At 55.3% G+C, this 26142-nt stretch carries 19 protein-coding genes; 5 read left to right on the top strand and 14 right to left on the bottom strand.

The annotated features are described in order from the left end of the window. The first annotated feature begins 112 nt into the window (after positions 1 to 112). Positions 113 to 622, top strand: coding sequence for a rubrerythrin (locus ACHZBS_RS28900; protein WP_319410003.1), 510 nt, complete (start codon positions 113 to 115; stop codon positions 620 to 622). Positions 623 to 1012: 390 nt separating this feature from the next. Here ACHZBS_RS28900 and ACHZBS_RS28895 read toward each other — a convergent pair whose 3' ends face one another. The 3 genes from ACHZBS_RS28895 to ACHZBS_RS28885 form a co-directional block, all read right to left on the bottom strand. Then, positions 1013 to 1633, bottom strand: a complete 621-nt coding sequence (locus ACHZBS_RS28895; protein WP_319410002.1) for a transglutaminase family protein — start codon at positions 1631 to 1633, stop codon at positions 1013 to 1015. Between the two features lie 136 nt (positions 1634 to 1769). Further along, on the bottom strand, positions 1770 to 5147 hold the full coding sequence (locus tag ACHZBS_RS28890) for a PAS domain S-box protein (RefSeq protein ID WP_319410001.1): 3378 nt from the start codon (positions 5145 to 5147) through the stop codon (positions 1770 to 1772). A gap of 4 nt (positions 5148 to 5151) precedes the next feature. Next, positions 5152 to 6288, bottom strand: coding sequence for an ABC transporter substrate-binding protein (locus tag ACHZBS_RS28885; protein ID WP_319410000.1), 1137 nt, complete (start codon positions 6286 to 6288; stop codon positions 5152 to 5154). 221 nt (positions 6289 to 6509) lie between these two features. Between ACHZBS_RS28885 and ACHZBS_RS28880 the strand changes: the two genes are divergently transcribed. Continuing rightward, positions 6510 to 6713 (top strand): hypothetical protein, encoded by a 204-nt coding sequence (locus ACHZBS_RS28880; protein ID WP_319409999.1) that lies wholly within the window; start codon positions 6510 to 6512, stop codon positions 6711 to 6713. 85 nt (positions 6714 to 6798) lie between these two features. Then, entirely contained in the window at positions 6799 to 7851 is a 1053-nt protein-coding gene (locus ACHZBS_RS28875) for a DUF3365 domain-containing protein (protein ID WP_319409998.1), read from the top strand. 18 nt (positions 7852 to 7869) lie between these two features. Here the strand turns inward: ACHZBS_RS28875 and ACHZBS_RS28870 are convergent, their stop codons facing one another. From ACHZBS_RS28870 to ACHZBS_RS28845, 6 genes are all read right to left on the bottom strand, one after another. Beyond that, positions 7870 to 8181: a hypothetical protein gene (locus tag ACHZBS_RS28870; protein WP_319409997.1), complete on the bottom strand. Its 312-nt coding sequence runs from the start codon at positions 8179 to 8181 to the stop codon at positions 7870 to 7872. A 62-nt stretch (positions 8182 to 8243) separates the two neighbouring features. Beyond that, positions 8244 to 8744 (bottom strand): PocR ligand-binding domain-containing protein, encoded by a 501-nt coding sequence (locus ACHZBS_RS28865; RefSeq protein WP_319409996.1) that lies wholly within the window; start codon positions 8742 to 8744, stop codon positions 8244 to 8246. A 67-nt stretch (positions 8745 to 8811) separates the two neighbouring features. Then, complete coding sequence (locus ACHZBS_RS28860) at positions 8812 to 9825, bottom strand: NAD-dependent epimerase/dehydratase family protein (protein WP_319409995.1); 1014 nt, start codon at positions 9823 to 9825, stop codon at positions 8812 to 8814. Further along, positions 9822 to 11498 (bottom strand): fatty acid CoA ligase family protein, encoded by a 1677-nt coding sequence (locus ACHZBS_RS28855; RefSeq protein WP_319409994.1) that lies wholly within the window; start codon positions 11496 to 11498, stop codon positions 9822 to 9824. Before ACHZBS_RS28855 ends, ACHZBS_RS28860 begins: the two co-directional genes overlap by 4 nt. 12 nt (positions 11499 to 11510) lie before the next feature. Then, positions 11511 to 12422 (bottom strand): alpha/beta fold hydrolase, encoded by a 912-nt coding sequence (locus ACHZBS_RS28850; RefSeq protein WP_319409993.1) that lies wholly within the window; start codon positions 12420 to 12422, stop codon positions 11511 to 11513. Next, positions 12419 to 19486 carry a beta-ketoacyl synthase N-terminal-like domain-containing protein gene (locus ACHZBS_RS28845; RefSeq protein WP_319409992.1) on the bottom strand — a complete coding sequence of 2356 codons (7068 nt, stop codon included), beginning with the start codon at positions 19484 to 19486 and terminating at the stop codon, positions 12419 to 12421. The genes ACHZBS_RS28850 and ACHZBS_RS28845 overlap by 4 nt, the downstream gene beginning before the upstream one ends. Before the next feature lie 358 nt (positions 19487 to 19844). On the opposite strand from ACHZBS_RS28845, the gene ACHZBS_RS28840 reads away from it, so the two are divergent. Further along, on the top strand, positions 19845 to 20750 hold the full coding sequence (locus ACHZBS_RS28840) for a universal stress protein (RefSeq protein WP_319409991.1): 906 nt from the start codon (positions 19845 to 19847) through the stop codon (positions 20748 to 20750). A 44-nt stretch (positions 20751 to 20794) separates the two neighbouring features. Here the strand turns inward: ACHZBS_RS28840 and ACHZBS_RS28835 are convergent, their stop codons facing one another. Next, the gene (locus ACHZBS_RS28835; RefSeq protein WP_319409990.1) at positions 20795 to 21982 is read right to left on the bottom strand and encodes an MFS transporter; all 1188 of its coding nucleotides are present in this window, start codon (positions 21980 to 21982) and stop codon (positions 20795 to 20797) included. Between the two features lie 256 nt (positions 21983 to 22238). Here ACHZBS_RS28835 and ACHZBS_RS28830 point away from each other — a divergent pair, with 256 nt between their 5' ends. Then, positions 22239 to 23237, top strand: a complete 999-nt coding sequence (locus ACHZBS_RS28830) for a DnaJ domain-containing protein (protein ID WP_319409989.1) — start codon at positions 22239 to 22241, stop codon at positions 23235 to 23237. Between the two features lie 75 nt (positions 23238 to 23312). Here the strand turns inward: ACHZBS_RS28830 and ACHZBS_RS28825 are convergent, their stop codons facing one another. The 4 genes from ACHZBS_RS28825 to ACHZBS_RS28810 all read right to left on the bottom strand — a co-directional run bounded on the left by ACHZBS_RS28825 (position 23313) and on the right by ACHZBS_RS28810 (position 25547). Then, entirely contained in the window at positions 23313 to 23894 is a 582-nt protein-coding gene (locus ACHZBS_RS28825; protein WP_319409988.1) for a hypothetical protein, read from the bottom strand. 204 nt (positions 23895 to 24098) lie between these two features. Further along, complete coding sequence (locus ACHZBS_RS28820; protein WP_319409987.1) at positions 24099 to 24278, bottom strand: hypothetical protein; 180 nt, start codon at positions 24276 to 24278, stop codon at positions 24099 to 24101. 6 nt (positions 24279 to 24284) lie between these two features. Further along, a complete protein-coding gene (locus ACHZBS_RS28815; protein WP_319409986.1) occupies positions 24285 to 24845 on the bottom strand; it encodes a DUF177 domain-containing protein in 561 nt (186 codons plus the stop codon). A gap of 99 nt (positions 24846 to 24944) precedes the next feature. Further along, a complete protein-coding gene (locus tag ACHZBS_RS28810) occupies positions 24945 to 25547 on the bottom strand; it encodes a peroxiredoxin (RefSeq protein WP_319409985.1) in 603 nt (200 codons plus the stop codon). Positions 25548 to 26142 lie beyond the last annotated feature (595 nt).

The raw sequence follows: 26142 nt of genomic DNA, 5'->3' as shown, positions 1-26142 counted from the left end.
AATAGGCTGTCGGCTGTTTTGGTGGGAAACATTGTTTTTCAGTGCCGTCACCCCTATAATTGGCTGTATTCGTGCCAATACCTAGTTGCCTTATTACCTAAAGGAGGAATCCATGAAACTGGAAGCAGCCATTAAATCGGCATTGGAATTTGAAAATCGGATCAGGGACCTGTACATCGACGCGGTCACCCGCACCGAAGACCCCGCCGGGAAAAAAATATTTCAAACCCTGGCCGATGATGAACAGCGTCATGTGGATTATCTGAACAGCCGGCTTGATGAGTGGCAGAAGCGGGGGAAAATCAGAATCGAAGTATTGGATTCGATGGTCCCCGACAAAGCGGCAATTCGGAAAGAGGCCGCCGCCCTTCAATCGAAAATCGGCGAAGATGCCCGCGGCCTGAAGCAACAGATGCTTTCCCGGGCGCTGGAGATGGAGATCGAAACCAGCCGTTTTTACAAAGAACTGGTCGATCAGGTGGCGTCCGACCACCGGGCCATGTTTGCGCGATTTTTGGAAATCGAGGACAATCACATCGAAGCGGTCCAGTTTGAACTGGATCATCTGAGCAATACCGGTTTTTGGTATGGATTTGAAGAGTTCGATATGGAAAGCGTTTAGGAAACGTTTAAATAATCGTGCCAATACCTATCGAATGGTTTGGCAATCAATTGCTCCCGGCCGCCATCAGAGGGGGGGCGCCTCACGTGAAATTAAAATCCATTATATACCATATATGGTAGTATGGATATTAATTGAATTCAACATGAGGTATCCGCATGCTCCAATCCGAATCGCCTCAAGCAACCGCCACAGGGGCCGCCAACTCGTTTCATCAGATGGCCGGGGCGGTGTAATAAAACGACTGGACTTTAATGATTGCGGCAGATGCCCAAGACCTGAATCAAGACTCGACGATCCTTTTAATGGGCAACCTGGGGGGTAACGGGTTTTCTCCGCATTGTCCGGCTCTCTCTTCCGCATTCACGTCTTCATAAAAATCAACCGGAGCTAAGACAACAGCGGGCCATAGCATCGCTGCAGGGTGTCGCTGATTCGATCGAGGGGGACGTCTGAAAATTCTCCCCGATAGCGGACGTACTCCATATGTGCATTTCCCAATTGGTCAAAGGGGTGGTAAAGAGAATCGGCGATGCCATCAAAATCGAGAGGCTTCAGATGAAACCGCTTACACAACTCAATATTGAATGCCGGCGTTGCCTTGATCCATTTCCCCTGAATTAAGATGGACGCATAGCCGTGCCAAAAAAAGATGTCGGTATTCATCAGTTTTCGCAGTCTTTCGCTGGACAGGTGGTTGCGCACATCTGCAAAACCGAGCTTCGCGGGAATCCCCAGAACCCGGCAGCAGGCCACCAGAAGTACCGCCTTGGGCACGCACCAGCCGCGACCGACCGACAGGGTTGTACTGGCCCGCATTCCTTCAACGGACAGGTCGATGGTGTAGGGATCGTAACGGATGCCATCCCGAACGGCGTAATAGAGACTGACCGCTTGTTCTCTGGCGCTTGCCATCCCTCCCGCATGGGTTTTGGCGAAGGCGGTTACATGTTCATGGTGGCCGTCAATGATTTGCGTGGATTGAAGCGTGTCCGATAAAACTGAGGTCATGGTTGTTACATCCGTTTAGCAGATTGGAGGGGCACGGAAAACACGGTGGTGGCTGTTCAAAGTCCACCACTCCGTTTAGCCCGCCATCCGTTTTTATGCCGTGCAGCCTCGCAAGGATTTCGGGTGAGCAAAGATGTTAGGGAGTCTTTTTACCCTCATCCAGAACGTTGCGAACGATTTTTGCCAAATCCGCCTCTACGATGGGTTTGTGAACAAAGGCCTTTATTCCCATTTTCAGGGCCTTTTCGGGGGTTATAGCGACACTGTAACCCGTGGCCAGAATGATGGGCAGATCCGGCTTGATCTTCAGCAGTTCGATGGCCAGTTTATCTCCGGTCATTTTAGGCATGGTCATGTCGGTCAGAACCAGGTCGATGGGCGGTTCTATGTTACGAAATCGTTCCAAGGCTGCCGTGCTGCCCTCGGCGGTCGATACCCGATAGCCCAATTTTTCCAGCAATTGCCGCCCCACGTCGATTAACGTCGGTTCGTCGTCTACCAATAAAAGATGCTCGTTTCCTATAGGCAGTTCAAGATTCTCTTTTTTTTCGGCATCGATTCGATTTTCGACCGTCGGGATATAGACATTGAATGTGGTTCCACAATTCGGTTCGCTGTAGGCATGGATGGCCCCACCGTAACTCTGAACGATCCCGTGAACCACCGATAGCCCCAATCCTGTGCCCTTGCCCTTTTCTTTGGTGGTGAAATAGGGGTCATATATCTTCTGCATGATTTCAGGGGGAATCCCCCGGCCGGTATCCTGAATGCTGAGTTTCAGGTAAGCGCCGGGCAGCAGCCCAGGGTGAAGCCGAATATCCCGGTCAGAAAGACGAACCTGTGAAATAAAGACGTCTAAGCGGCCACCCTCGGTTTCCATGGCATGGGCGGCGTTGGTGCATAAGTTCATGACAATCTGATGGATTTGGGTTGGGTCGGCCAACACGGGGTTGACTTCAGGATTGATGTGCGGGCAAATTTCAATGGTGGCGGGCAGCGACGACCGCAGCATCTTGAGTGCTTCCTTAACCAGGGGCGGAACCTGCAAGGGACCCAGTTGGCGCTCGTCCTTGCGACTGAATGTCAAAATCTGCTGCACCAGATCCCGGGCACGCAACCCGGCCGTTAGAATTTGCTGTAAATACTGGTGAATGGGGGCATCCGGTGCTGCCATCGGAAGGGACAGCTCTGAAAAGCCGATTACCGCCGAGAGGATATTGTTGAAGTCGTGGGCGATACCACCGGCCAGGGTTCCGATAGCTTCCATTTTCTGGGCCTGGAGCAGCGCCGCACCTAAACGCTTAGCCTCTTTTTCCGCATGTTTGCGATCGGAGATGTCCTGTACGTAGGCCACATGAAACTCATGGTCCTCAAAGGCCATGATGTTGATCATGATTTGAACCGGAAACACGTTTCCGTTTTTATGTTTATGAAGGGTTTCGATGGAGCGTGTTTTTAAATTTCTCAGATTTTCGATGTGCTCGGGCCAGATATCCGGAATGAAATTCGGATCGATGTCAAAAACAGTCATGGCGCAGAGTTCTTCTCGCGAATACCCAAGGCTGCGGCAGCCCTGCTCATTTACATTGAGTATTTGTCCTTTTCCATCGATCCAAAAAATTCCAATGGAGGCATTGTCAAAGCAGAACTGGGTAAGACGCAGGGACTCCTCCAATTGCTTGCGCCAGGTGATATCCATCAACATCCCATAAAAGACGAGTGTGTCGCCTTCCTGATGAGGAATGGCATTGCCGGAGAACCAGATTTTTTTGCCGGTTCGCTTGATGAAGCGGCCTTCATAGTGCCAGGGTTTGACTTTATCCACGGCTTCGTGAATAGAAGTGGTGAAGCGATTGATTTCATCCTCGGGGATATGGGTACGGAATGCTTCTAAAAAGGTCTGCGGGCCTGGTTGCAGCTCGAAGATTTCCGCCGCTTTCTCGCTTACATAAGTGGTGGAATACGCATGGTCAGGCGTACTCTTGAATTGAAATACCACCCCGGGGACATTGGCGGTGATGTCTTTGAGCAGTTTTTCGTTTTCACGGATTCTTTGTTCCCGGGAATAGGCTTCAGTGACATCTCTGAAGACCAGCACCACGCCGACGATGCGACCGTCAGGATGACGTATGGGTGCTCCACTGTCCGCGATCTGGTATTCCTGGCCATCTCTGGCGATCAACATAGTGTGATTGGCCAAACCGACGATTTCTCCACGGCTCAGAACCTTGTCAACCGGATTGGCTACCGTTTGCCGCGTGTGGGCGTTAACGATTTGAAAAACTTCCGTCAGGTGCCTGCCGTTGGCTTCAACCGACGACCAACCGGTCAATTTTTCAGCCATGGGATTGATACGGGTAACCGCGCCATTCGCATCGGTGGCGATGACGGCATCACCGATGGAATCCAGGATGATGCGCATGCGGGTTTCGCTGGACACAAGCGCAATTTCGCGCTGGTTGATCATCTGGGCCATGTGTTTGAGACTTTGGCCCAGATTCATGAATTCTGCTGTTTTGGATGTCGGCCACTGCAGCTCATAATCCCCCCGGGAGATGGCTTGCGCCTTGTCCCCATATGATCGAAACAACCCGGAGAGGCCATTGGCCTGGAACCATGCCACGGTCAATGCCAATATTAGAGCAGCTCCCAATCCTAAGCTGATCATCAAAAAAGCGGCACGCAGGGGTTTAAAGGCATTTTCAATCGGCTGGGCCACAAGCACCTTCCAGCCAAGCTCATGGACGTCCACCATCGTACCCAAAAACGTTCTGCCGTGAAGTTCAAAGGAACTGGAGGTATTCGGGGCCTTGCCGTCAGGGACGCTTGCGGGCAATGCCGACAGGCTCAGCTGCTGACCCCAGCGAAACCGCTGCGAATCAGCGACGATGCGACCTTGTTGATCCAGAACGAGGGTGAGCAGACCGGCTTCCGCGGGCAAGTGACTGATGACCTCGGACAGTTTGTCCAAAGTGATTTCGCCGACAATCACGCTGTCCGTCATCGGAACGGTCAGGGCCACGGCCATCCGGCTGCTGGCGGTGGAAAGAAACGTTTCCGACCAGGCTGCCTTTCCCAGTTGGCGGGCCATATCGATAAAGCGGCGACCGGAAAGGTCCATCCCCAACAAATCGTCGCGCTTTGAGCGGCGCAGGTGTGCGAGGCCAACGCTGCTGATGGTGTCATCCCGGTTTACAACAATGTAGATGGTTTCAAAGAGTTCTCCGTTGCCGCATTGGGCGTCCAGCAGGGAAGCCAGCTGTGATGAAGGATGAGAACCCTGGGACTCCACGAATTTGGCCACGGCAACCAGCTGACGATCGCCGCCCATCAAGTAACCGGATATTTGGCCGGCGATGGCGCGGGCCATGCTTTCATGTTGAATTCCGATATTGGTGCGCATTTGAGGCATCAGAAACTGCCACACGAGTATGGCGATCACGACAATCGGCAGTGCGGCCACGATTGCAAATTGCAATGATAGATAGTGGCGAAGCGACATCGGCGGTTTCATGGCATTACTCCACGACAACGAATTTCTGGTTCCGGACAATGCTGATGGAGGCATTGGATCGTTTCACATCACCAAAATCGTCAAAGTTTAATTTGCCTTGCAAACCTTCGAACGATCGCAGCGAAAGGATGGTTTCCTTCAGGAGCTGGCCTTTCTTTTGGGCGCGAAGGGCGGCCAGCAGCACTTGGGTGGCATCGTGGGTATAGACCCCGGGAAAGCCTGGCTCACGGTGATACCGTTCAAGATAGGTTTTTAGGAATGCCTGGTAGCGGGGCACCAGGCTGTCGCGATTAATGGTTTGGACTACGGTGACGCCTTCGACAGCTTTGCCGCCCAGTTCCAGCAGCCGTTCGGTGGCCCCCCAGTCAGCTAGGGTGATGGGAATGTCGGAATCGATTTTGCGAATCTGTTGACACAACAGGGCCGAATCCATGGAGTTGGCAACGATCACCACGCCGTCGGGTGAAGGTGCCAAAAGCTCGCGGGCAATATCCAGAAAGGTGCGTTTCGCTTCGGCTTTGAAACAAACCGTGGCGATAATCTCCCTGCCGGCTCCCGAAAAGGTTGTTTGGAAATTCTCCAGCCAGTTTTCACAAAACGAGCTGTTGTTCAAATCATAGACGGCGACAATACGCCGCATATCGCCGTTATGAATATGATAGCGGGCGCTTTTGGTGGCGTATTCGCGGGTGGTTGCACAGACCCGTAAAAAGAAATCGTCATGGCCGGAAAGCTGCTGGGTGGTGGCGGTGGGACTTACAGCGGGAACCCGCGCATCGTTAAGCAGGGGAGTGACGGCAAGAGCCATGTCGCTGGTCATGGGGCCGATAATGGCGACCACGCCGTCGCTGATCAATTCATGCACGACTTGCCGGGCAATATCGGGGTTCTGTTGGTCGTCCTTGAAGAGAAGCTGTATCTGGCGACCGGAAATACCCCCATTACGATTGCATTGTTCAACGACCAGTTGGGCGGCATCCCGCCCCGAAGTTCCTAAATCCGCCACCCGTCCGGAGGTGCCCGCCACAAAGCCGATTTTTATGGGCTCGGTGGCGTTACACCCCAACAAAGCGATGCCGATTGATAACCCTGCAAGTACCCGTAGCCAGAAGGAAGGTTTTTCGCGGTTGATCCCTCTCATGTGAACGATCCTTTCCATATTGCTGCCGCCGATACCTTGCGCCAATGCGGTAGACCCAAAATTCCCGCATTCATGTCGCCATGCATCGCGTAAAACCCTGATGGCATCCGGTGGGCGCCCTGCAGTGGCAAAACGATGTCGTTCCAAGAACCTATAGACGTATCCTATTCATCGCCATAATTTTCACAAACTTAAAGTATATCCTGCTCAGGAGCAAGACGTTGTATGCCGCACACCTTGTAACTTCGGCACAAAAGCAAAAAAATAGCCAACATGGGGTGTCTGTTGCAGACAACCCCTTGTCTTTGCAGGTCAATTTTTCCTTATCTATTCAAATCGAAGTTAAAGAATCAATGGAAGATGCCGATAGGAAGCTAAGCGCTTTCCTTTTTCTTGGGATTGGTCATGCGCTGTGGAAATCATAATCAACGTGAGAAAAAAAATCATGCATTTCGATGAATACGGAATTTCACCGCTCCTTACGAAAAAAAGACGGTCGGTGGTGTCGCGATGAAAACATATGCGCCGGATGATGCCCGGATAAAAAAGATGGTTTCATTTCGACTGCACGGAATTCTTGCCGGCATCTTGTGGACTTTTCTGATTGCCGCATCTTTACTACTCAACCACTCGGCCCAACAGCATGAGATCCTGGAATTCGCGCGCATCGAGGCACGTACCGCTTTTGAAAAAGATGTGGTTTTTCGGCGGTGGAACGCCATTCAAGGGGGCGTTTATGTCGCCAGTTCAGCGCGCACCCAACCCAACCCCTATCTGAAAATGGAGGACCGGGAGATTGAAACCACAACAGGACGTCGCCTGACTCTGGTCAATCCGGCCACTATGACGAGACAGAATCACGAGCTTTCCAGTCAAATGCAGGGGATCACGGGGCATATCACCAGCCTCAACCCGATCCGGCCAGAGAATCGTCCCGATTCCTGGGAGGCACAAGCCTTGACGTCCTTTGTCCGGGGTGCGAATGAAGTCAGTACGGTAGAGCAAATGGATGGACAGTCTTATTTGCGCTTCATGCGCCCCTTAATTACCGAGAGATCATGCCTCAAGTGCCATGCCGAGCAGGGTTACGCAGAGGGCGATATCCGAGGCGGAATCAGTGCATTGGTACCCTTAGCACCCTTTTTCGGACATGCAGGCGGGTCCCGGAAAACGATGGTGTTCTGGCACCTGTTGGTTTGGTCGGTCGGCCTTGCAGGCATCATATTCGCCTTTTTTCAATTGCAGCAACAGATCAGCCGCTGCCAAGCGGTGGAAGCGCGGTTGCATGAGCAGGAAAAAGTCCAAGGCGCCCTTGAAATGGCCGGGGCCGTTTGCCACGGACTGAATCAACCCCTGCAGGCGGCAGCGGGAAATGCCGAGCTGTTGCTGATGCAGATGAAGCCGGAAGACCCCGGATATGAAAAGGTGAACCGAATCAGCGTGCAGGTCATGAAAATGGGGGAAATCACCCGCAAACTGATGGGGATCACCCGATACGAGACAATGGACTACCCCATGGGAAAGATCGTGGATATCGATCGGTCGTCAGGGAAGGAATCGTGACCGGCCAGGTGGGATGGTTTATTTTCCATTTTCTCTGCGGGGTTCTATCGTCGAGCCGGTGCCGTTTTTAAAATCCTCCTTGGCCGATTCGATGCCTTTGCTAAAGTTTTCGGGTATTTTCTGGAATTCTTCTTTGACGGTCCTACCCGCTTCAGTACCAGATTCTTTGGCGTCTTTGCCGATTTTTCTCCAGTCATCGGCGATGCCTTGCCAGAACCGGCTCCAGGTTGGCGGGTGGTCGGCTGTATTGTCGGTATCGGATCCGGCTGCTGATGGTGATGCCACCAGAATGGCACAAATAAGAAGAATGCTCAGTGTAATTGATTTCATGCTGTCTGCTTGCCTCCCGCATCCCGCTGCGGAATAGGGTGAGCAATCGAAGGTTGCCTGGCTCAGGCTTGAGAAACCACCGTTTCGATTTTTTCCCAGATGAACTGGGCGACTTCCTCGGCCGAATTCTTTTCGATGACGGCAAGATCTTCGCACAATGCCTCGATGCTTTCTTCGTCGATATCCGTCATTTTATTCACCAGAAACGAATCCACCTCGCCACCTGCAGGCAGAAGCCCGCAGGCACCCACGGCTCCGATGTAATCCCCGTCTACAAAAATCGGTACTACGATCTTCATCAACCCGGCGTCACACTCTTCGATCACGGGCCGCTTCTCATCCTTGGCCTGGTTGGCCAGGTTCATGTGGGCCACCGCACAGATGAACGATTGTCCCTTATCGGTGGCTTTGATGGCCGGACAGAGCCGATTGACCCATACCTTATTGTCGGTGATGCGGATGCCGTCGGTATTAAAGACATTGGACTCCAGTCCCGAGCGTTCATGAATTTCATTTTCCAGTTGGGTCCATTTTTCCAGGGGAAGAAGATCGGTCAGTTCCACGGATACACTCCTTGGTTTACTTGGATTGTCGTAAGAATCAGCCTTCAACCGAAATACTACCATTTTTTTAGGCAGATGGGGAAGCGGATTTCGTCAGCCAGGTTTTCAACCGCTTCATCCCCTCATCGATGGAAATTCCCGCCGAGTATCCCAGGTCCCGTTTGGCCGCTGAAATGTCAAACCAGTGGGAGGTGGCCAGTTCACGGGCAACAAAGCGGGTCATCCGGGGTTCTCCGTTAATGCCGAAGGTGCGGTAGCTCCACTCCAAAAGAGCGCCGAGCCAATAGGCCGTCCTGGGTGATAGGGTTCTGGTCACGGGAGGCTTGCCGCCGGCCTCCAGTATCCGGTCGATCATCTCCCACAGGCCGATGGGATCGTCGTCGCTGATAAAATAGACCTTGCCGGAAACCGTCGGGTTGTTTTCCAGCGCTTCCATGGCCAGCACGTGGGCACGGGCGGCGTTATCGACATATATGGTGTCCACGCGGTTTTGGCCGTTGCCCACCCGTCGCAGGCTTTCGGCCCTGGCGATGATACGCGGCACCAGGTGGTTGTCCTCCGGCCCCCAGATCAAATGCGGCCGCAGGGCGATGGTTCTCAGGTTCTCGTCTGCGGCGGCCATCACGGCCTGTTCGGCGATGGCTTTGGTTTGCGGGTAGGGTGCATGGTAATGGGCCGGGTAGGGAACCGACTCATCCACTCCTTGCATGTCCCCGCCATCAAACACCACACTGGGGCTGCTGGTGAATACCAGAGTGGGTACGCGGCAGGATCGGCAGGCCGTGATGACATGTCGCGTGCCGGTCACATTGGGCTGAAAAAAATCCTCAAATGTGCCCCACACCCCGGGTTTGGCCGCTACATGGAAAACGGCATCCCTTCCACGTACGGCGTCCTTGACGGCGCCGGCATTGGCGAGGTCACCGGCAATCTGGGTGACCCCGATAGCATCTAGTTCCGGGTATGAACTCCTCGAAAAACTGGCCACCCGATGCCCTTTGGCCAGAAGTTTCCGGACAATTGCTTTTCCCAGAAACCCCCCGCCGCCGGTGACTAAGATATTTTTGGTTGAGCTGCTCATTTAATATTTTTTTCCGCCCAAACAGCCAGCTTTTCCCGGAAAATTTTGGAGTTATGGCGGATATCAACGGGAAAGGCCCGGTGGAACAGAATGGTCTCGATGCCTTCGGTGATGGGGCTGGTCATGGCCAGCGCCAGAAGTTCCTCTTTCAGGCTTTTTTTATCCTTTCCGCTGTCGCCGGGTTCCAGTTCTATACAGACCACCGGCCGCTGGCGCCCCTGGGGGCCTACGCCCACCAGCGCACTGCGGAACACGCGGGGGTGATTGTTGAATATGGCCTCGCAGGGGATCGTGAACAAGGTCTTTTTTTCGGTGATCACCCGGTGATTTTTTCGTCCGCAAAACCAGATACGCCCTTTTTTGTCTATCCAGCCCAGATCTCCCATGCGGTGCAGGAAGGTATCGCCATCGGCGATCTTGGACAGCCCATCGTCCCGGGGACGTTCGAAATAACCGCGGGTGACCTGGTCGCCGCGGACGGTGAGTTCCCCGATCTCGCCGTCCGGCACTGCCAGGTCGTCGGTCCACCGGGCAATGGGGCCGTCAGTGATGCGGATGATGCGAACGTCTATGCCAGTTATGGGCGAGCCCACACACATGCCGTAGCCCTGTTCGCTGAGCTTTCGGGTTTCGTTGAGGATCTCGTCGCTGCCCAATGAACTGACCGGCATGGCCTCCGTAGCGCCGTACCCGGTATGTATCTGCGCGTCATCGATCAGCATGGCGGCAAACTGTTCGATATTGGCCGGTGTGGCTGGAGCGCCGGCGGAGATCACCCGCTTCAAGGTGGGAAGTTTGAGGCCTTTTTCCTTGCCGTAGCGGCCTACACGGTTAAGCAGGGCCGGGGAGGCGAACATGGTGGTGACGCCCTGGTTGACGATGGCTTCGATGATCCGTTCCGGATTGACATGGGCCGGTTTGGTGGGGTCCATGTCCGGGATAATGGCCGTCATCCCGAGAGCCGGGTCGAACAGGGCGAAAAGCGGGAATGTGGGCAGGTCGATTTCGTCAGGAGTGATGCCGAATTGGGCGCGGATGTTTCGTACCTGGGCATCGAAGACCCCGTGGGTGTAAATCACGCCTTTGGCCGGACCGGTGCTCCCGGTGGTAAAGAGGATGGCGGCGATTTCATCAGCCCGGGTGTCAGCCATAGGGTAAGGTTCCCAGTACCTGCTGCGCACCTGGCGAAGGGTGAGGCCGCCCCAGAACCAGCGGCTGCCCACGGTGATGAAGGTTTTGACGCTTTTGAAATTCCCGGGGGCCAGGGTGCGCAGCACATGGGCGGCGGGTATGCCAATCAGGGCCTGGGCCTGACTTTCCTTCAGGCAGTTTAACATCCGGGAGACGCCCATTCCCGGGTCCACTACAACGGGAACGGCCCCCACCTTGAACAGGGCAAAGACGAGGGAGAAAAAATCCAGGCTGGGCCTGACCATTAGGATGGTACGCACACCGCGGCTGACTCCTCTATCGTCAAGGCCCCTGGCCAGGCAATCCGATTCGATATCCAGCTGGCGAAAAGTGAGGTGGGTGTATGCCACTCGACCCTGGCTGTCCCGGCCTTCAGGGCAGACCACCGCCCGCTTGTAAGGCTGGATGCGGGCCATGGTGCGCAGGTAGGTGGCCACGTTGACGATGCTGCCGGGGTCAGGCGATGTGGGTGTTGTTTCCATAGGTATTCGATTCTATTCCGAGTGCCGGACCAGAAAGTTTTTTACCAATACGATGATTCGTTCCGGCACATCTTCCAGCAGATAGTGGCCGGCATCGTCGAACAGGTGTTTTTCAGACTTCGGAAACCGCCGGCACCACTCGTTGTAGTAATCCACGTCGAACACGAAATCGTGTCGTCCCCAGAGGATCAGCATAGGGATATGGGCCAGTGCGGCCAGTCCTCGGTCCACCCGGTTGACGATGTCGAATCCGGGATCTCCGGGTTTCATTGGGATGTCTTGGACGAAGCGCAAGGTGGCCATCCGGTTTTGCGGACAATTATAAGGCGCCAGCAAGCCTTTTATGACCTCAGCGGACAGCCGCTTTCTGGGTGCCATGAAAATCGCTCCTTTGGCAAACAGGTTGCCATACAGGACCGCCGGTGCTGCCAATGCGCCCAGGTTGCGAATCGTCCACAGTCGCAGAGGGATCCGCTTGCCCCCTGGCGGAAAAAATCCTGCCGTGTTGGTGATGACCAACCGTGCCACCCGATGCGGATTGGCCACGGCCCAAGCCATGGCAATCATGCCGCCCCAGTCGTGGACCAGGAGGGTAACCCGATCCAGCGTCAGATGATCCATCAGTGCCGAAAAATCATCCAGACGGCTCTTTAGCCGGAAGTCGTAGTCCCCTTTGTCGGGCTTATCGGACAAGCCGCACCCCATGTGGTCCGGCGCGATGGCGCGATAGTCGGGAGTGAGGGCGCTGATGAGGCGGCGAAAGAAAAAGGACCAGGTGGGGTTGCCGTGAACCATGACCACCGGATCGCCCTCTCCCTGATCGACAAAGTGATAGCGCAATCCGTTGCGATTCAGGAAATGGGACTGAAACGGGTAGAGATGCTGGAAATCCTTCGGATCGACCGGCAGACTGAGTTTTTTCATGAGCACGAATTGTCGGCCGCTGAAACCAGGGCCAGTTCAAAATTTTCCATTTTATAGATGGGAAGGCCGTCCACACTGAGCAGGCCATTGGCCCGGACGCTCGGGGACAGGCCATCGGTGACATGGGTAATCAGGGCCTCCACGACAATGGTTCGGTTCTTCGGGACAATCTGTCCACGATAGGTCCAGCCGTGGCGGCAGCCTTCCACCATGCGGAATCGGTGGGTCGCCGCCAGATGGGGCCACCGTTGCATTGTCACCGTTTTCATCAGCTGTAAAAACGATTCTATCCCCAGGGAGCCGGGGCAGACCGGATCCTGGTGAAAATGGGCTTTAAAAAACCATTCGTCCGGGTCCACCTTTTTAACACCGCGAATATAGCCCAACCCAGATTCCCCACTCTTCGGAAAGCAGGCGTCAATACGATCAATCATCATCAACGCTTTGCCCGGCAGTGCCAGTTCATCGGCAGATACCGCCATTCCGGAGGCGGATTCGGGTGTATGCGGAGGTGCCATGGATAGGGTGAAGGCACCGTCCGTTTTGTCGGAATAGGGCAGCATGGACTGGACCATGGGATCGGCTTGCCCCATGCCCTTTTGTTCGTTCAAGGCCTCTGCGGAAAAAAAGCCGAAATAGGTGTCACCCGTATAAACCGGGTCGTCACCGGCAAGCACCTCATAATCGAAATTTTCAATGATCATATCCGCCGCCTCGCTCACCTTGGTCATGCGGCAGCGCATGGTCAAGGTCCCGGTGCCGGGCGTCACCTGCCGATGCAGGACGGCACTGCCCCCCAGGTTGCGGAACTTCAGGTCCCGCTGGCTGCGCAAGGCAGATCCGGCATAGGCCGCCAGCCACCCGCAGGGTTGCAGGGCGATTTCCAGCAGCACGCAAAAGGGCATGACACCGGAGCGGTCGGCGGAAAAATACCACTCTTTTTCAGGGATGTCGTATTGGGCGGTCATCCATCCGTCGGCCTTCAGCGTCCAGGGGGCGGGTTCCACCTGGATCACCCGATCCATGAAACAGTAGGGCGGTCCCGGCAGGCGGGCGATTTTACGGCCTTCGTCGAAGATGCGGTAGGGCTCCCCGAAGGCCTCGGAAGGTTTCCCTACGGCAAAGGCCAGGATCGAGGCCCGGTCGTACAGGGCGTCGGCAGGTGGCGTCGGTTCATCGACCATCGCCGCCCGAATTTTTCGTTCGCGCCATACGGTTTCGATCTCCTCACGGCTGGTTCCAGTCATTTTCATGGACATATCCTTGAAAAAGACGATGGGTCGGCCGTCGGCGGACATGTGGGCGTCGGCAATGACGTAAGGCTCGGGACCGTATCCGATTTCACTGATCTGGATTTCGTAGTGCACATGGCGGGTGGCCGGTGTGACCGGACCGCGGCACTTGAGCCGGGCAGCATTGCCGATCACCGGTTCGTAGCACACGCCGGGCTTGTCCGTCACCCAACCCAAGCGCTGGAGGAAGACCCGCAGGGTGTGGGCGCAGCATTCGTACATGAGTGTGCCGGGCATGACCATGTCGTCTACGAAATGGCAGACGAGGAACCAGTCGTCAGGGCGGATGTCCGCTTCGGCCCGGATCAGTCCCAATCCGTAGCGACCGCCTTGGGGGTCAAGTTCCATGATGCGGTGAATCAGGCGCATCCGTCCCCCGGGTAAAAACAGAGAGTCCGACAGGCCGATGCCGGAAAACTGCCGGCCGAAACAGGCGGCCAAATCGCCGCGGCGCAGGGCGTCAACCTGGTTTTCCGAATAGGACTCCCGGGTCATGGGAACCGGTGGCTGCCAGTCCGGCGGACATTTGCCGGGAACGGGTGCGCATTCCTGCTTGGTAAGGATGATGCCGCCGGAGTTCGCTACCTCGGCTTTGGTAAAGAAACCGGCGCAGCCGTCACGCATGCTGATCAGATGTTCGCCGCCGATATAGCCTTCGAAGCGGAAAAAGAACATCCAGGTCTCTCCCTGGCGCACGAAGCGGTCGATGGTGATTTCGTAGCGAATGATTTCACCGGGGCGGGGCAACTCCCTGTGGAAGATCACCACCGCGTCCAGCAGGCGATAGGCCCTCTCTCCTTTTACCTGGTGGTCGATACCCAGGTAGGCACTCAAAAACAGGTCGGCCTGACCAGCCTCCACGCTGATGCAAACCGGAGCGCGATCACCGTCCAGGTACCATGCGCCGGGCAGAACGTCGTGTTCGGTGACTACCCGGCCGGATTCCATGGAGAGCATTTTCCCTTCCAGTGATACGATGCGGTCCACCAGCATCAAGGGTTCGTCGGGTAAGCGCACCCTTACCCGGTAGGTGTCCACCACATCAAAGGCCGGTCCCAATACCCGGCCCACGCTGCCGATGGCGAATGCCATGCACATCTCACGGTCAAACGCAGGGGGGCTTGGAGGTGCCGGTGAAGCTATTCCCGGAGTAATCGGCTCCTGTGGGAGATCATCCTGCAGGCGGGCGCCCATCTCCAACAGGCGAGTCTGCAAGTCGAAGGTTTCGGCAAAGTTGCGGATCAGGTCCCGGGACAGGTCGAGAAACTGCTGGTGAGCGCTGGCCGTGGTTTCCATGTTCTGGCGGGAAGTCTCCAGCAATTGCGTCCACTGTTCACCGGAAGAAGGGACATTGTCAGATGGCGATCGCGGTCTCTTCACGGGTTGAATGGATTCGGACATCTTTGGCAGCCCGTCGAGTTTTTCAAATGCGGGCGGTAAAGGTTTGTGCGGTTTCCCCTTCGTGAGCAGTTCGGGAAGCCTGGGGGAGAGCATGTGACCGCCCACAGGGACCAGCACGATCTTTCGTTCATTGCTCTGATTCGGCGCGGAGGCGGATTCAAGGCCGGCATAAAGTGGGTTCAAATCCATCGGTACCCGCTCGGCGGCCAGCCTGGCCAGGCATCGCAATAGCGAGGCGATTTCGTTCTCGCTGCCATGGTTGGCGGCTACGGCCAGATGGGGCTGATCAATTAAGATCTGATCGATCATGCGCGTGCACGATGCCCGGGGGCCGGCCTCTATGAAAACCCGGACACCATCGGCGTAGGCACGTTTAATCGTTTGCGTGAAGTCGAAGCCTTCAACTGCCTGTTTTACAATTGAATCGGCTGCTCTGTCCGATGTAACCTCATAGGTTGCGGCCCAACTGCAGCTGTACACATCGACACCTGGTTTGGAAATGGTCGGGAAAAGATGCAGCCGTCGGTAGGCATCGGCTACGGGGCCGGCAGCATCACAGTGAACGGTGACCACGCCATCTAAGAATACGGCCTGACAGTCCATGGCGGTAACGGCCTGCGCCACCGCTTTTTCCAACCCGCCGATAACGCATTCACTGGGCGAATTGACGATGAGCAGGCGTACGCGGGGTATGCTCGCGAGGGTTTCCTGCACATATTTTTTCGGCCGGTTGACCACCGCCACCTGCCAGACCACGGGTTCGTTCTCCGAAATCTGCCAGGCCCGGCGCAGGGACAGACAGGGCCCGGAAAGCTGGGTGGCAAACAAGTCGGTTGACTGCATTCGATCCAGCATGTCGCCGCGGTCCAACCACACCCCCTGGGCGAAGAGGGCCGCGGATTCACCAAGGCTGTAGCCGATGACGGCATCTGCACGGATGGAAAAACGGTCGAGAACACGGGTCATGAGATCACCGAAAACCACCTGCCCGAAAATCATGTTCAGGGGATCGGTATTGAGGCGGGAGATGGCATCCCCCTCCCATCCGGATTGCCATGACCGTCGCCAGGGCATCAGGTTCCAGGGTCGAAATTGAGTCTTCAATCTTTCGGTTTCACGGTCCATCCCATTGACAATCGACGGAAAAAGAAGGGCCAGATCGCGTCCCATGCTTAAATAGTGGTTGCCTGAGCCCGGGTAGACCATGGCCATCCGAGCCTCGGCTCCGATGGGTTGGCTGTTGAAAAATACCTGTTTAGAAAACGGATCCGACTCGCCGGATGTGATGGCCCTGCGGGCTTGGTTCAACACCGGACTGTACTCATAGCCCGGCTTGAGGATCAGGGCGACGGCCAGCTGATGGCCGGGCTCCGGCGGGCGGATTTTCAGCCAGCGGCCGGCGGTCGATTCAACCGAAACCTGACCGTGGGTGCGGGATAAAAAAACCTCCATTCTTGAGAGGCCTTCAATCAGTTGCCGGGGTGTCTGTCCGGTGACCACGAAAAGACCGGCGCGGGTATCGATGACCGGCGCCGGGCCGGCGCTTTCGATCGTTGGGCTAATATCTTCATACTCCTGAAGCAGCACATGACTGCAATTGCCATCCTGGGTGATTGATGCGCAGCAGGCGGTTCGTGGACCGCATTTCCGATCCCGATACCAGTGTTGTGCATGATCCGGCAAGTGGAACGGATTCGTCTCTTTCGCAAGCCCTTCCGGTAAATCGGGCAGTCGAGTAAAGCCGGCAAAAGGTGGCAGAATGCGATGATGCAGGCACAGTGCGGTTTTAGCCAGGGATGCCAGGCTGTCGGCAGCGCCCGTAAACCCGGTGATGGGTTTGGTGGATCCCAAAGCGACGGCCGCTGACGGATCGGCCTGGCCGTGATTGCTGAAAAAATCGGCAAGGGCGGCGATCTCCATGCGGTCCCGGTTCGGTATACCGGCGGCGTGCGCTTCCACATATGACACAGCGTCGGCAGAGACGCCGCTCCAGTTGAAGCATCGGGACAGTGAGCGGCAGTAAGTCGATGCCTTTACACTGCCCGTTGACGGATTGTCACCGCCGGCACTGCCGATGCCGCGGATGACGGCATAGATGCGATTGCCGTCGATCCGGGCCTGAGCCAGCGGTTTGAGCACCAGGGCCACCGCCCCGTCGCCGGGTAGCGTTCCGTCGGCCGAGGCATCGAAGGGGCGGACCGTATTGGTCCGTGAAAGGGGCAAAAAATGATCCATGCGAACCACGCTGCGCCCTTCAGCGGCCAGATCCACCGCACCCACCAGCATGGCGTCGGCGGTGTTCTGCTGCAGCAGATCTACGGCAACCTGGAGCGCCTTTACTCCCGAGGCGGCATCGGCTGAGACCACGAAACTGGGCCCGCCGAAGCGAAATTCCCGGGCCATGCGGCTGGCGACAATACCCCCTAAAGCCCCCATGACCCGTTGCGGGGTGAGGGGCGGGCCGCATTGTTCCCGCAGGTTTTGCATCCATTGATCCATGGTCCTGTCGTCCATATTCAGACCATGCGACAAGTTCCAGCGCCTGATTGCCCTGAAAAGCTGCCAACGCAGATGAAAATTGGTCGCTTCGAAATCAAATCCGAGGCCGATGACGACTCCCATGCGGTTACGCGGTTCACGCAAAGGCAGGCCCGCATCGGTCATGGCGCCGGCCCCCACTTTGAGGGCCAGCAGCTGCTGGGGCAGGATGTCGTTGATTTCGTTGGGCGGGATCTGGAATTCGCCGATACCCACGGCCACACTGTCGATATAACCCCCTTTGGGATTGAAGCCGCCGAGGGCCTTGACGAATGTCGCATCGGCCCCTTTCCAGCGACCAGAGGGCCGGTCAGCGATGGTGCTGTTTCCTTGAAGTACAGCTTTTTCAAATAATTTCAAATGCGTCAGCGCTCCCAGAGTTACATCCATACCCACGATGGCCACCGGTTCAGGGGACTCAGCAGCAGGTTTTTCATGGACGGATGACCGTCGGAAACCGGTGGATGGTTCCGCAGACGAATGCGACAGCCATTCTTCAAGCAGAATATGAGCGTTGATGCCGCCGAAGCCGAAGGCACTGACCGCTGCCCGTCTGGGGATATCGGCAGCGCGGCTTTTCCAGGGCGCTGCCTGGGTCTGCACCCTGAATGGACTGCTTTTTAGCGGGCTGTCAGAAGGGCACTGCTCATAATTGATCGAGGTCGGCAGGGTCTGGTGTTTGATGGCCAGCAGGGTTTTGATCATGCCGGCCGCACCGGCGGCAGTCAGCAGATGGCCGATCATGGATTTGACGGAACCGATGGCGCAGACGCCCGCATCTGGAGAGGTACCTTTCCACAGTTGAACCAGACTCTGAATCTCCGTGGTATCGCCGGCTCGGGTGCCGGTGCCGTGGCATTCGATGTGATCCACGTCAGTTGGTTGCCAGCCGGCGGAACGGTAGGCCATTTCCATGGCGCGGACCTGGCCTCGGCTCTCCGGGGCCAGCAGGTTGCCGCGCATATCGTTGGACAGGCCGACGCCGTGGATTACACCGTGGATGGTATCGCCGTGTTCGAGGGCGTCGGCCAGACGTTTCAGCACCAGTATGCCCACCCCTTCGCCCACCACCAGGCCGTCTGCCCGCTTGTCAAAAGGTGAACAGCGGCCCGATGCGGACAGGGCCTGGAGCTGGCTGAAACCGGTCTGGGTGTATAGACATTCGGGTCGCGAGACCCCTCCGGTTACGACCAGGTCCGCCCGGTTTGCAGCCAGTGCATTGCATCCCAGGTTGACCGCGTAGATGGAAGATGCACAAGCGGCATCCAGAGTGAAACAGTCGCCGCCAAAACCCATTTCTGCAGCTAGGAGAGCCGCCGGCAGGCCGTCCACCCGACTGGCCAGGCCTTCGATGCGGGTCACCGCAGCCGGAGCCGTCGGCCCATGGGGAAACAGGCGGTGTTCAATGGCCCTGCCTAGGGTTTGACGGGAAAAGGCGGAAGCGCTGTCGGTGGGCAGGGCAATGGCTGCCAGAATAGTATCGATGCGGTGATAATCAACCGGATCGGTTACACAATTATGGAAAGCGCGTTTTCCGGCGGTGAGCGTTAGCTGTTGGAACGGGTCCAGGTGCCGGGTCAATTCCGGATCCAGCTTAAATGCGCCGGGATCGAAACTGAAATCATGGATCAGGCAAGCGTGCCGGGAGTAGGGACGATCCGGCACCAGGGTGGTGCTGAGCCGATCCTCCGAAGGGGCGATCCAGCGGCTTTCCGGAACCGGCGCCGACTGGTCGATCCCATTGACGATGTTTTGCCAGAATACGTCCAGGTTCGGAGCGCCGGGAAAGATACCGTCCATCCCGACGACGGCGATAAGGGGGTGTCTATCCATATCAGGGAAGGTAACGATTTTTACATTGGGCCCGCAGTTGCCCAAAAAATATCAACATTGATAGTCTTTTCTTCTGCCAGTCGTCAAAACGTAATTACATACCCACTTCATGGCTATAACGCAAGAATCAATGCAAATATTGCTTGAAAACAATACTGACAGGATCGGGATTTGTTTTGACAAGCAGCACCCGCTGCCGCTATTGTATATTAAGCAGAAGCTCACATTGAACATTCCGTTAAACCGATCCATTCACGCGGCAGGATTTTCAAAATGCCCGATTGTATCTATTCTCTTTGGATTCAAAGGCTGGTTTAATTTTTCAAGTTCGGTAAAACGAAAAGCAAGGAGGTGAGCAATGAAAATCCATGTTCAGCGTATTCTCTGCGCCACAGACCTTTCTGATTTTTCCAATTCTGCCGTCATTCAAGCCATCGGCATGGCCAAGGAGTTCGGATCAACGCTTTTTATCTGTCATGTGATCGATCTGCCTCTGGTTACCATGCATGGGGCTGCCTTTGTTTACCCGGAGGATCAGATCGAGGAAATGAAGACCGGTGCCATGGATCAGATCAAAGGATTGGTCAAGGACAGCGCGCTGAAGTGGGAAGTCGTCGTGGAAACCGGACCCGTTTCCAGTACCTTGTGCCGATTGGCAGTTGAGAAACAAGCGGATTTGGCCATCGTATCCACCCATGGGCGTACCGGGCTTAAACGATTGTTTCTTGGTTCGGTCACCGAAAGGCTGTTGCGAACCATCGCGTGTCCGTTACTGGTCGTCACGCCGCCTGAAAAAGCAGGCAGGATTGAAAAACAGTTCAAAGGATTCGGCTTCAAACAGATCATGGTTGGATGCGATTTTTCAGCAGACTCAGGAAGAGCCGTGGAATACGGGTTCAGCATGGCCCAGGAGTTCGAAGCCGTTATCCACCTGGTGCACGTCGTGGAGCCTTTTGTCTACCGAGACGCCATGTTGCCGGAATCCATTAAAACAGAGGCACTAACCGAAGTGACCACGGGCTGTCGACAGCGTTTGGAGAACCTGGTGCCGGCAGACGCCCACAACTGGTGTAAGGTTGAGATCGCCTGTGAGGCCGGCAAACCTTTTCAGGCACTGAAATCTTACGCCGAGGCCCACCAGGTCGACCTCATTGTACTAGGTGTGCGGGGGCATTCACTGGTTGAGACGATGCTTTTGGGCTCGACTACTGACCGTGTGATCCGGGGTGTGGCCTGCCCGGTTTTGTCCGTGTGCCCGCCCTGATACCATACCCCAAAATTGGCGAAAGGCTCTTTGAACGGGGCCTTTCATTTGCTGTCGGCGGGCAATTTAAAGGCAAAGGGAAGGCCGATGAATCCAACCAGAGCAAAAATGATATAGGTGCTTTTCAACCCGATCAGGTCTCCCGACATACCGACGATTACCACCACCGCAGAACGGGCCAGAAATGAAATCATCATGAACAGTCCATTGGCGGCAGAAGGGCTCTCCACGGCGTTTTCCTGTACCAGCGCCAGCATGACAGGGGTGGTGGACAACAAGGTGAAACCGGTAAGGACAAGCATGGCATATGCCAGCCAGCCATCCACCCAGACAAACGCCAGGAGGGATACCGGTGCACCCAGCAGCGACAGGGTCAGCATCCGTCGGCGGCCAATGCGGTCGCTCAGGGAGCCGGCCACCATGACTCCCGCCACGCCGGCAATTTCAAAGATGGTCAGTCCGGCACCGGCCAACCACAGATTTCCCGTGTTCATGGCGATAAAGGTAGGCAGAAACGAGGCCATGCAGCCATGCATGAAACCCCTGGCCACGAGGATGCCGGTAATGGGCATCAGGATAGGGCGCATGTCCCGCCAGGTTTGTTTCAGCGGCACCGGTGTCCTGGCGGTTCTGGTCACCGGAAGGTCACGGGTAGCGAAGAAAAGCAGGGCAGAGCAGACGAAACTTACCACCATCACCGGATAGAAGCCATCCAACCCCATCAGGGCAACGATGCCCACTGCCACCATCGGTCCAGCCGCACGGGCTGCTTCCCCGCCGACCATGAAAAAAGACATACCCAGGCCTTTTCGGTTAGCGGACATGCGAGCCACTACTACCGGAGCCGGCACATGAAACACGGATACGCTGATGCCGGCAAACAGCATCAGAGTCAGCAGCACGCCGTAGGTGGGTGCGATGCCGATTAGGCTCATGGGGACGGCGGTCAGTGCCGGCGCCAGAATGAGAAACCAGCGAACGCTGATACGGTCCGCTAGGGAACCGATCCATGGGTTGATCAACGCGGGTAGCTGCATCACCGTGGAGAGCAGTCCTGCCTGGGTCAGGGTCATGGAGAGTTTTTCGATGAGCAGCGGCAGCAACGGTGCCAGAAAACTGGAATAGACGTCGTGGATGAAGTGGGCGATGGAAACGGCGATGACACCCTTCAGGTTGACTCGGTCGCTCGGGAAAGGTTTTTTGATCGTCGTTTGATCAGTGATAGGTTGCATGAATGCCTATTGTTGTCAGGAGAGATCGATCTTCACAAAAAAAGTTTATCAAACTGGCTGAGCCTATATCCGTTTACCCGGATTCGGTCAACCGTGCATCATCTCGAATGGCATCGGATTTATGTCTGCATACTGCTGTAACTTATTAATTTGAAATGGGTTAGTTGATATTTACCATCGGGTCATAGTTGCCTTTACGCCGAAAACGGTTATCTTGTTTTTTATAACTCCATGGCCTGCATAAGGACGCAACCCTATGTATCTTGCCCGTTTGCCAGATAAAATTAAACGCTGCCGGTACCTGATTCGGCAATCCTATGCTGATGGCCACTGTTATCGCAGCCGGGACTTGTTCGATCTGGGTGACGATCCGTCGCGCTTTATCGTCTATCCCGGTGGAAATGGATTTTACATCGATCCGTCAGTGGAAGACGCCATCGCCGAGCAGGGAATTTCTGTCTCACAGGATGACCTGGAGCCTATTTTCATGCCATTTTTGCCCCCGCACATCCGGCGGGTGATTGATGGCTTCGATCGAAAATCGCGCTCCCGTTCGCCTTCCGATGTTTGTACACCGGCTGACGCCATCCATTGGTTTGACCGGTTCCGCCTGCATTATTTAAAGCTGGGCTGTGTAGACCACAGGGATGTGGGTTGCGCGCCGGAACGGTTATATACATGTCTTCAGCACAAATCCCGTGATGAGATTGAGTACGATTTTAGGGCAGCGGAACGGTTTCTCAAGCCTGATGAACTTTCCTCATACACGTATCAGATTTTTGACCTGCAGCAATTTTTCAGTGAATATTTTGCGCGCAGCCATCCTGCAGGGCTCGATCGGGACCGGATGGACCGTTTTTTCGTCAATATGCTGTGCGTACTTAACCGGGATGAGTCATTCTGGATGGGCAGCGATGAGGAGTCCGGCCTGCGCCAACATCTGGTGCGTTACGCGGTCATGTATTTCGACAGCTGTTTTCCCTCCGGAGATCCGTTCCAGGAATATTTGCGGGATTTCATGAACCGCCACCGGATCCATCGGCCGCCGGAAAGCGTTCGGGTCAGCCTGGCTGAATCCTCTCGCTTGTTCGGTGTGAGTGCGGATGCGTTGAAAAAGATGGATTGCCGCGCCCTGACCCGGCAGTATCGCAAACTGGCCTTGAGGCATCATCCTGATAAAGGCGGTGATCCGGAGACTTTTGTCAAACTCGGTGCGGCATATGAAAAATTGTTGAAGCGCAAATCCGGGAACTGATTTTAAACATATTGGAAAAACAGGTGGTGTCGGTGGTTCGCCGATGCCGCCTGTTTTCTGTTGGATGGCAATCGGTTATGGCTGCTGAGGTGCCGGGGGCGGCGTGGCACTGATTTTTTCCTCGTAGGTGGAGAGCAGAAAAAGGGTTGCCAGTGGTTGGGTGAACAGCACACCGATGAAGACGGTCCCGCCGATCATGGTGATGGCCATGAAAATGATCACCACCACCGCGTGATCGACCAGTTCCCCGCGTCTGCCCATGGCGTAGCTTTCCTTTATCGCATCAACGATGCCCATGTTTTTGTCGGTCATCAACGGCATCATGTAGAGGCAGCAGAAGGTGACCCCTACAACGATGATGATGCCGGGCAGAAAGAGCAGCATGAATCCGATGGCGGTGACCACGAAAACCGCGATGCCGAATCCCAGCAGCGGAAGAAAAAGATTCATGTGGGCAAAGAGGTCCTGAACTTTGGGTTCCCGGCCATTGCGGATCAACTGGAGCAGACTCTGGGTGTAGCCGGCCATCGTGACCGGGGCCAGAATACCCAGGGTTAGGGAACTCACCGCCACCATAACCAGGGTCATGAGAATCAGCGAGACGACATTGCCAAGGGTCAGATTCCAGGCGGTTTCAATGTGACGCTTAAAATCCATGGGCTCTCCTGAATAGGTAAGGGTTAACTGGCGATTGATTAAATGAATCTTAACCAATCAAAAAAATAAAAAAAACGTTTTTTAAGAATAATAGTTTTAGGGTTGAAACGGATGGTGGCATATACCGGATTTGGCTGCTGGTTGTCAACTGTCATCGCGGACAACATCCGTTGAAAACGGTTCATTCTTGCACTATCTCTGTAATCAGCGGTCCAAACGACCGTCCAGCATCCGTCTTATCTGGTCCCGTTCGGCCTTGGCCCGGGCCAGTTTGAGCTTCAGGGCATCGCGACCGGCAGGCGGGGCGTCGGCCAGTTCTTTTTCCAACCGATCCACCGCCTGTTGAAATCGGTAAAGATCCCTGGCTATGAGTTGCAAGGACATAGCGGTCTATTCCTGTTTCTTGGGGAAAGTGCGTGCTTTGAGAACTGAAAAGGGGCTTTTCTCATCAAGGGGACGGCACTGGCAGGGTGTTTGGTTGAGATCTGCACCACAGCGGCTGCACAAGCCTTTGCATGCGTTTCGGCACAGGGGCTTGAAGGGCAGGGCCATGATGATCTGCTGGGCAATTTCATCACGAAGATCGATGTTGTCCCCACTGTAGGCAATGACGTCCATATCATCGGCCGCAAGTTCGATCTCATCCGCGGGTTCAGGATCGATCAGGGGTTGAATTTCCGGCACGGCAGTGGCTGAGAAATCGGTCTTAATCTTCAAATCAAAGGGTTCGAGGCAGCGGCTGCACGGGATGCGAACCACGGTTTCAGCAATACCGTCGATTAGAACGGTTTCACCGGACAGCGTCGCGTGGATGCGCACATGCACCGGATGGATAAAACGCAGCCCCCCCTCGCCGGCAACGGTATTGAGCAGGGGCAATCGGGCTGCATCCTCCCTTTCGTCCAGATTCAATCCTGAATCGGTGATACTGTCGATGCGGATCCGTAACATTTAATCAGTTGATTAGGTTCATTGAATTGGTTGGCGCCATGTCCCTGGCTGTTGCCTGATCCAGGCCACAGCCAGGGGGTTTTTGTCCACCCATTGACCTTACAGCTTTTCGGCATTGGCGGCAAGATAATCGGCAACTCCATTCGTAGTGGGGGTCATGCCTTCATCACCTTTATTCCAGCCCGCGGGGCAGACTTCACCGTACTGTTCGGTGAATTGGAGTGCGTCGACCATACGCAGCATCTCGTCCACATTCCGGCCTAAAGGAAGGTTGTTGACAACCTGATGCTGAATCGTGCCATCCCGGTCGATAAGAAAGGACGCTCTCAGGGCCACACCCGCTTCGGGATGCTCGATGCCAAAGGCGCGGGTGATGTCGTGCTTCACGTCAGCCACCATTGGAAATTGAACCGGTCCGATGCCACCCGCTTTCACCGGCGTGGTTCGCCAGGCAAAATGGGTGAACTGAGAATCGATGGAAACACCCACCACTTCAACGCCACGCTGCTTAAAGGCGTCCATGCGCCGGTTGTGGGCAAGGATTTCAGTGGGGCAGACGAATATAAAATCCAATGGCCAGAAAAAAAGAACCGTATATTTACCTTTGAGGTTGGAAAGCTTGAAATCTTCCACTATTTCACCGCTGGGCAAAACCGCCGGTGCGTTAAAATCCGGTGCGGGTTTTCCTACGAGTACGCTCATGTCGATCTCCTTATAATTTAAGCCGATGAGAATCATCGGAGATTGTTGAACGGGGATACGCCGTCATCCTGAAAGCTCTCCGCGGCCCGTCGCGGGAAATGAGCCGCTTTCGGCCTTCCGGACGTGGTCCGGGAGCAGGATTTTGATCGGAAGTCAGCCGCTTAAGTTATTTTGACGTCGGGTTTTAAACCGTTACCCATAACCGAAGTCGGGTTAACCAAGCGGCATGAGCATCTCCAATAATCATTCCGTATAATGACGTGTCAAGGCAGTGGGCCGTTAAAGCGGTGGGATCGATTTTAATTGCCTCGGTTCATAAATACGATGGCATTCGATCGCCGATGCACCCGATTCGCAGCGTTGCTCGGCGTGCCAACAGCGCTGCTGTTGTCGCTTCTTTCGCCTTGCGATCCGGGCGCCTCGGCAATCTCGGTGCGTCACTACATTTACGAACAGGGACACTTTAGTGACGTGAACTTAATCAATAGATAACATAAACTGCTGGTCTTTCTCTTTGATTGTTACGAAGTCCTCTGGATGGGGCGGGTCGATGCAGCCGATGGAAAGGGGAAACGGATTTTTTCTGGGCCGGCTG

The organism is uncultured Desulfosarcina sp., from assembly GCF_963664155.2.
GTDB lineage: Bacteria > Desulfobacterota > Desulfobacteria > Desulfobacterales > Desulfosarcinaceae > Desulfosarcina.
Note: the sequence above shows the minus strand (reverse complement) of the source record. Positions and strands in the feature narration are given on the sequence as shown.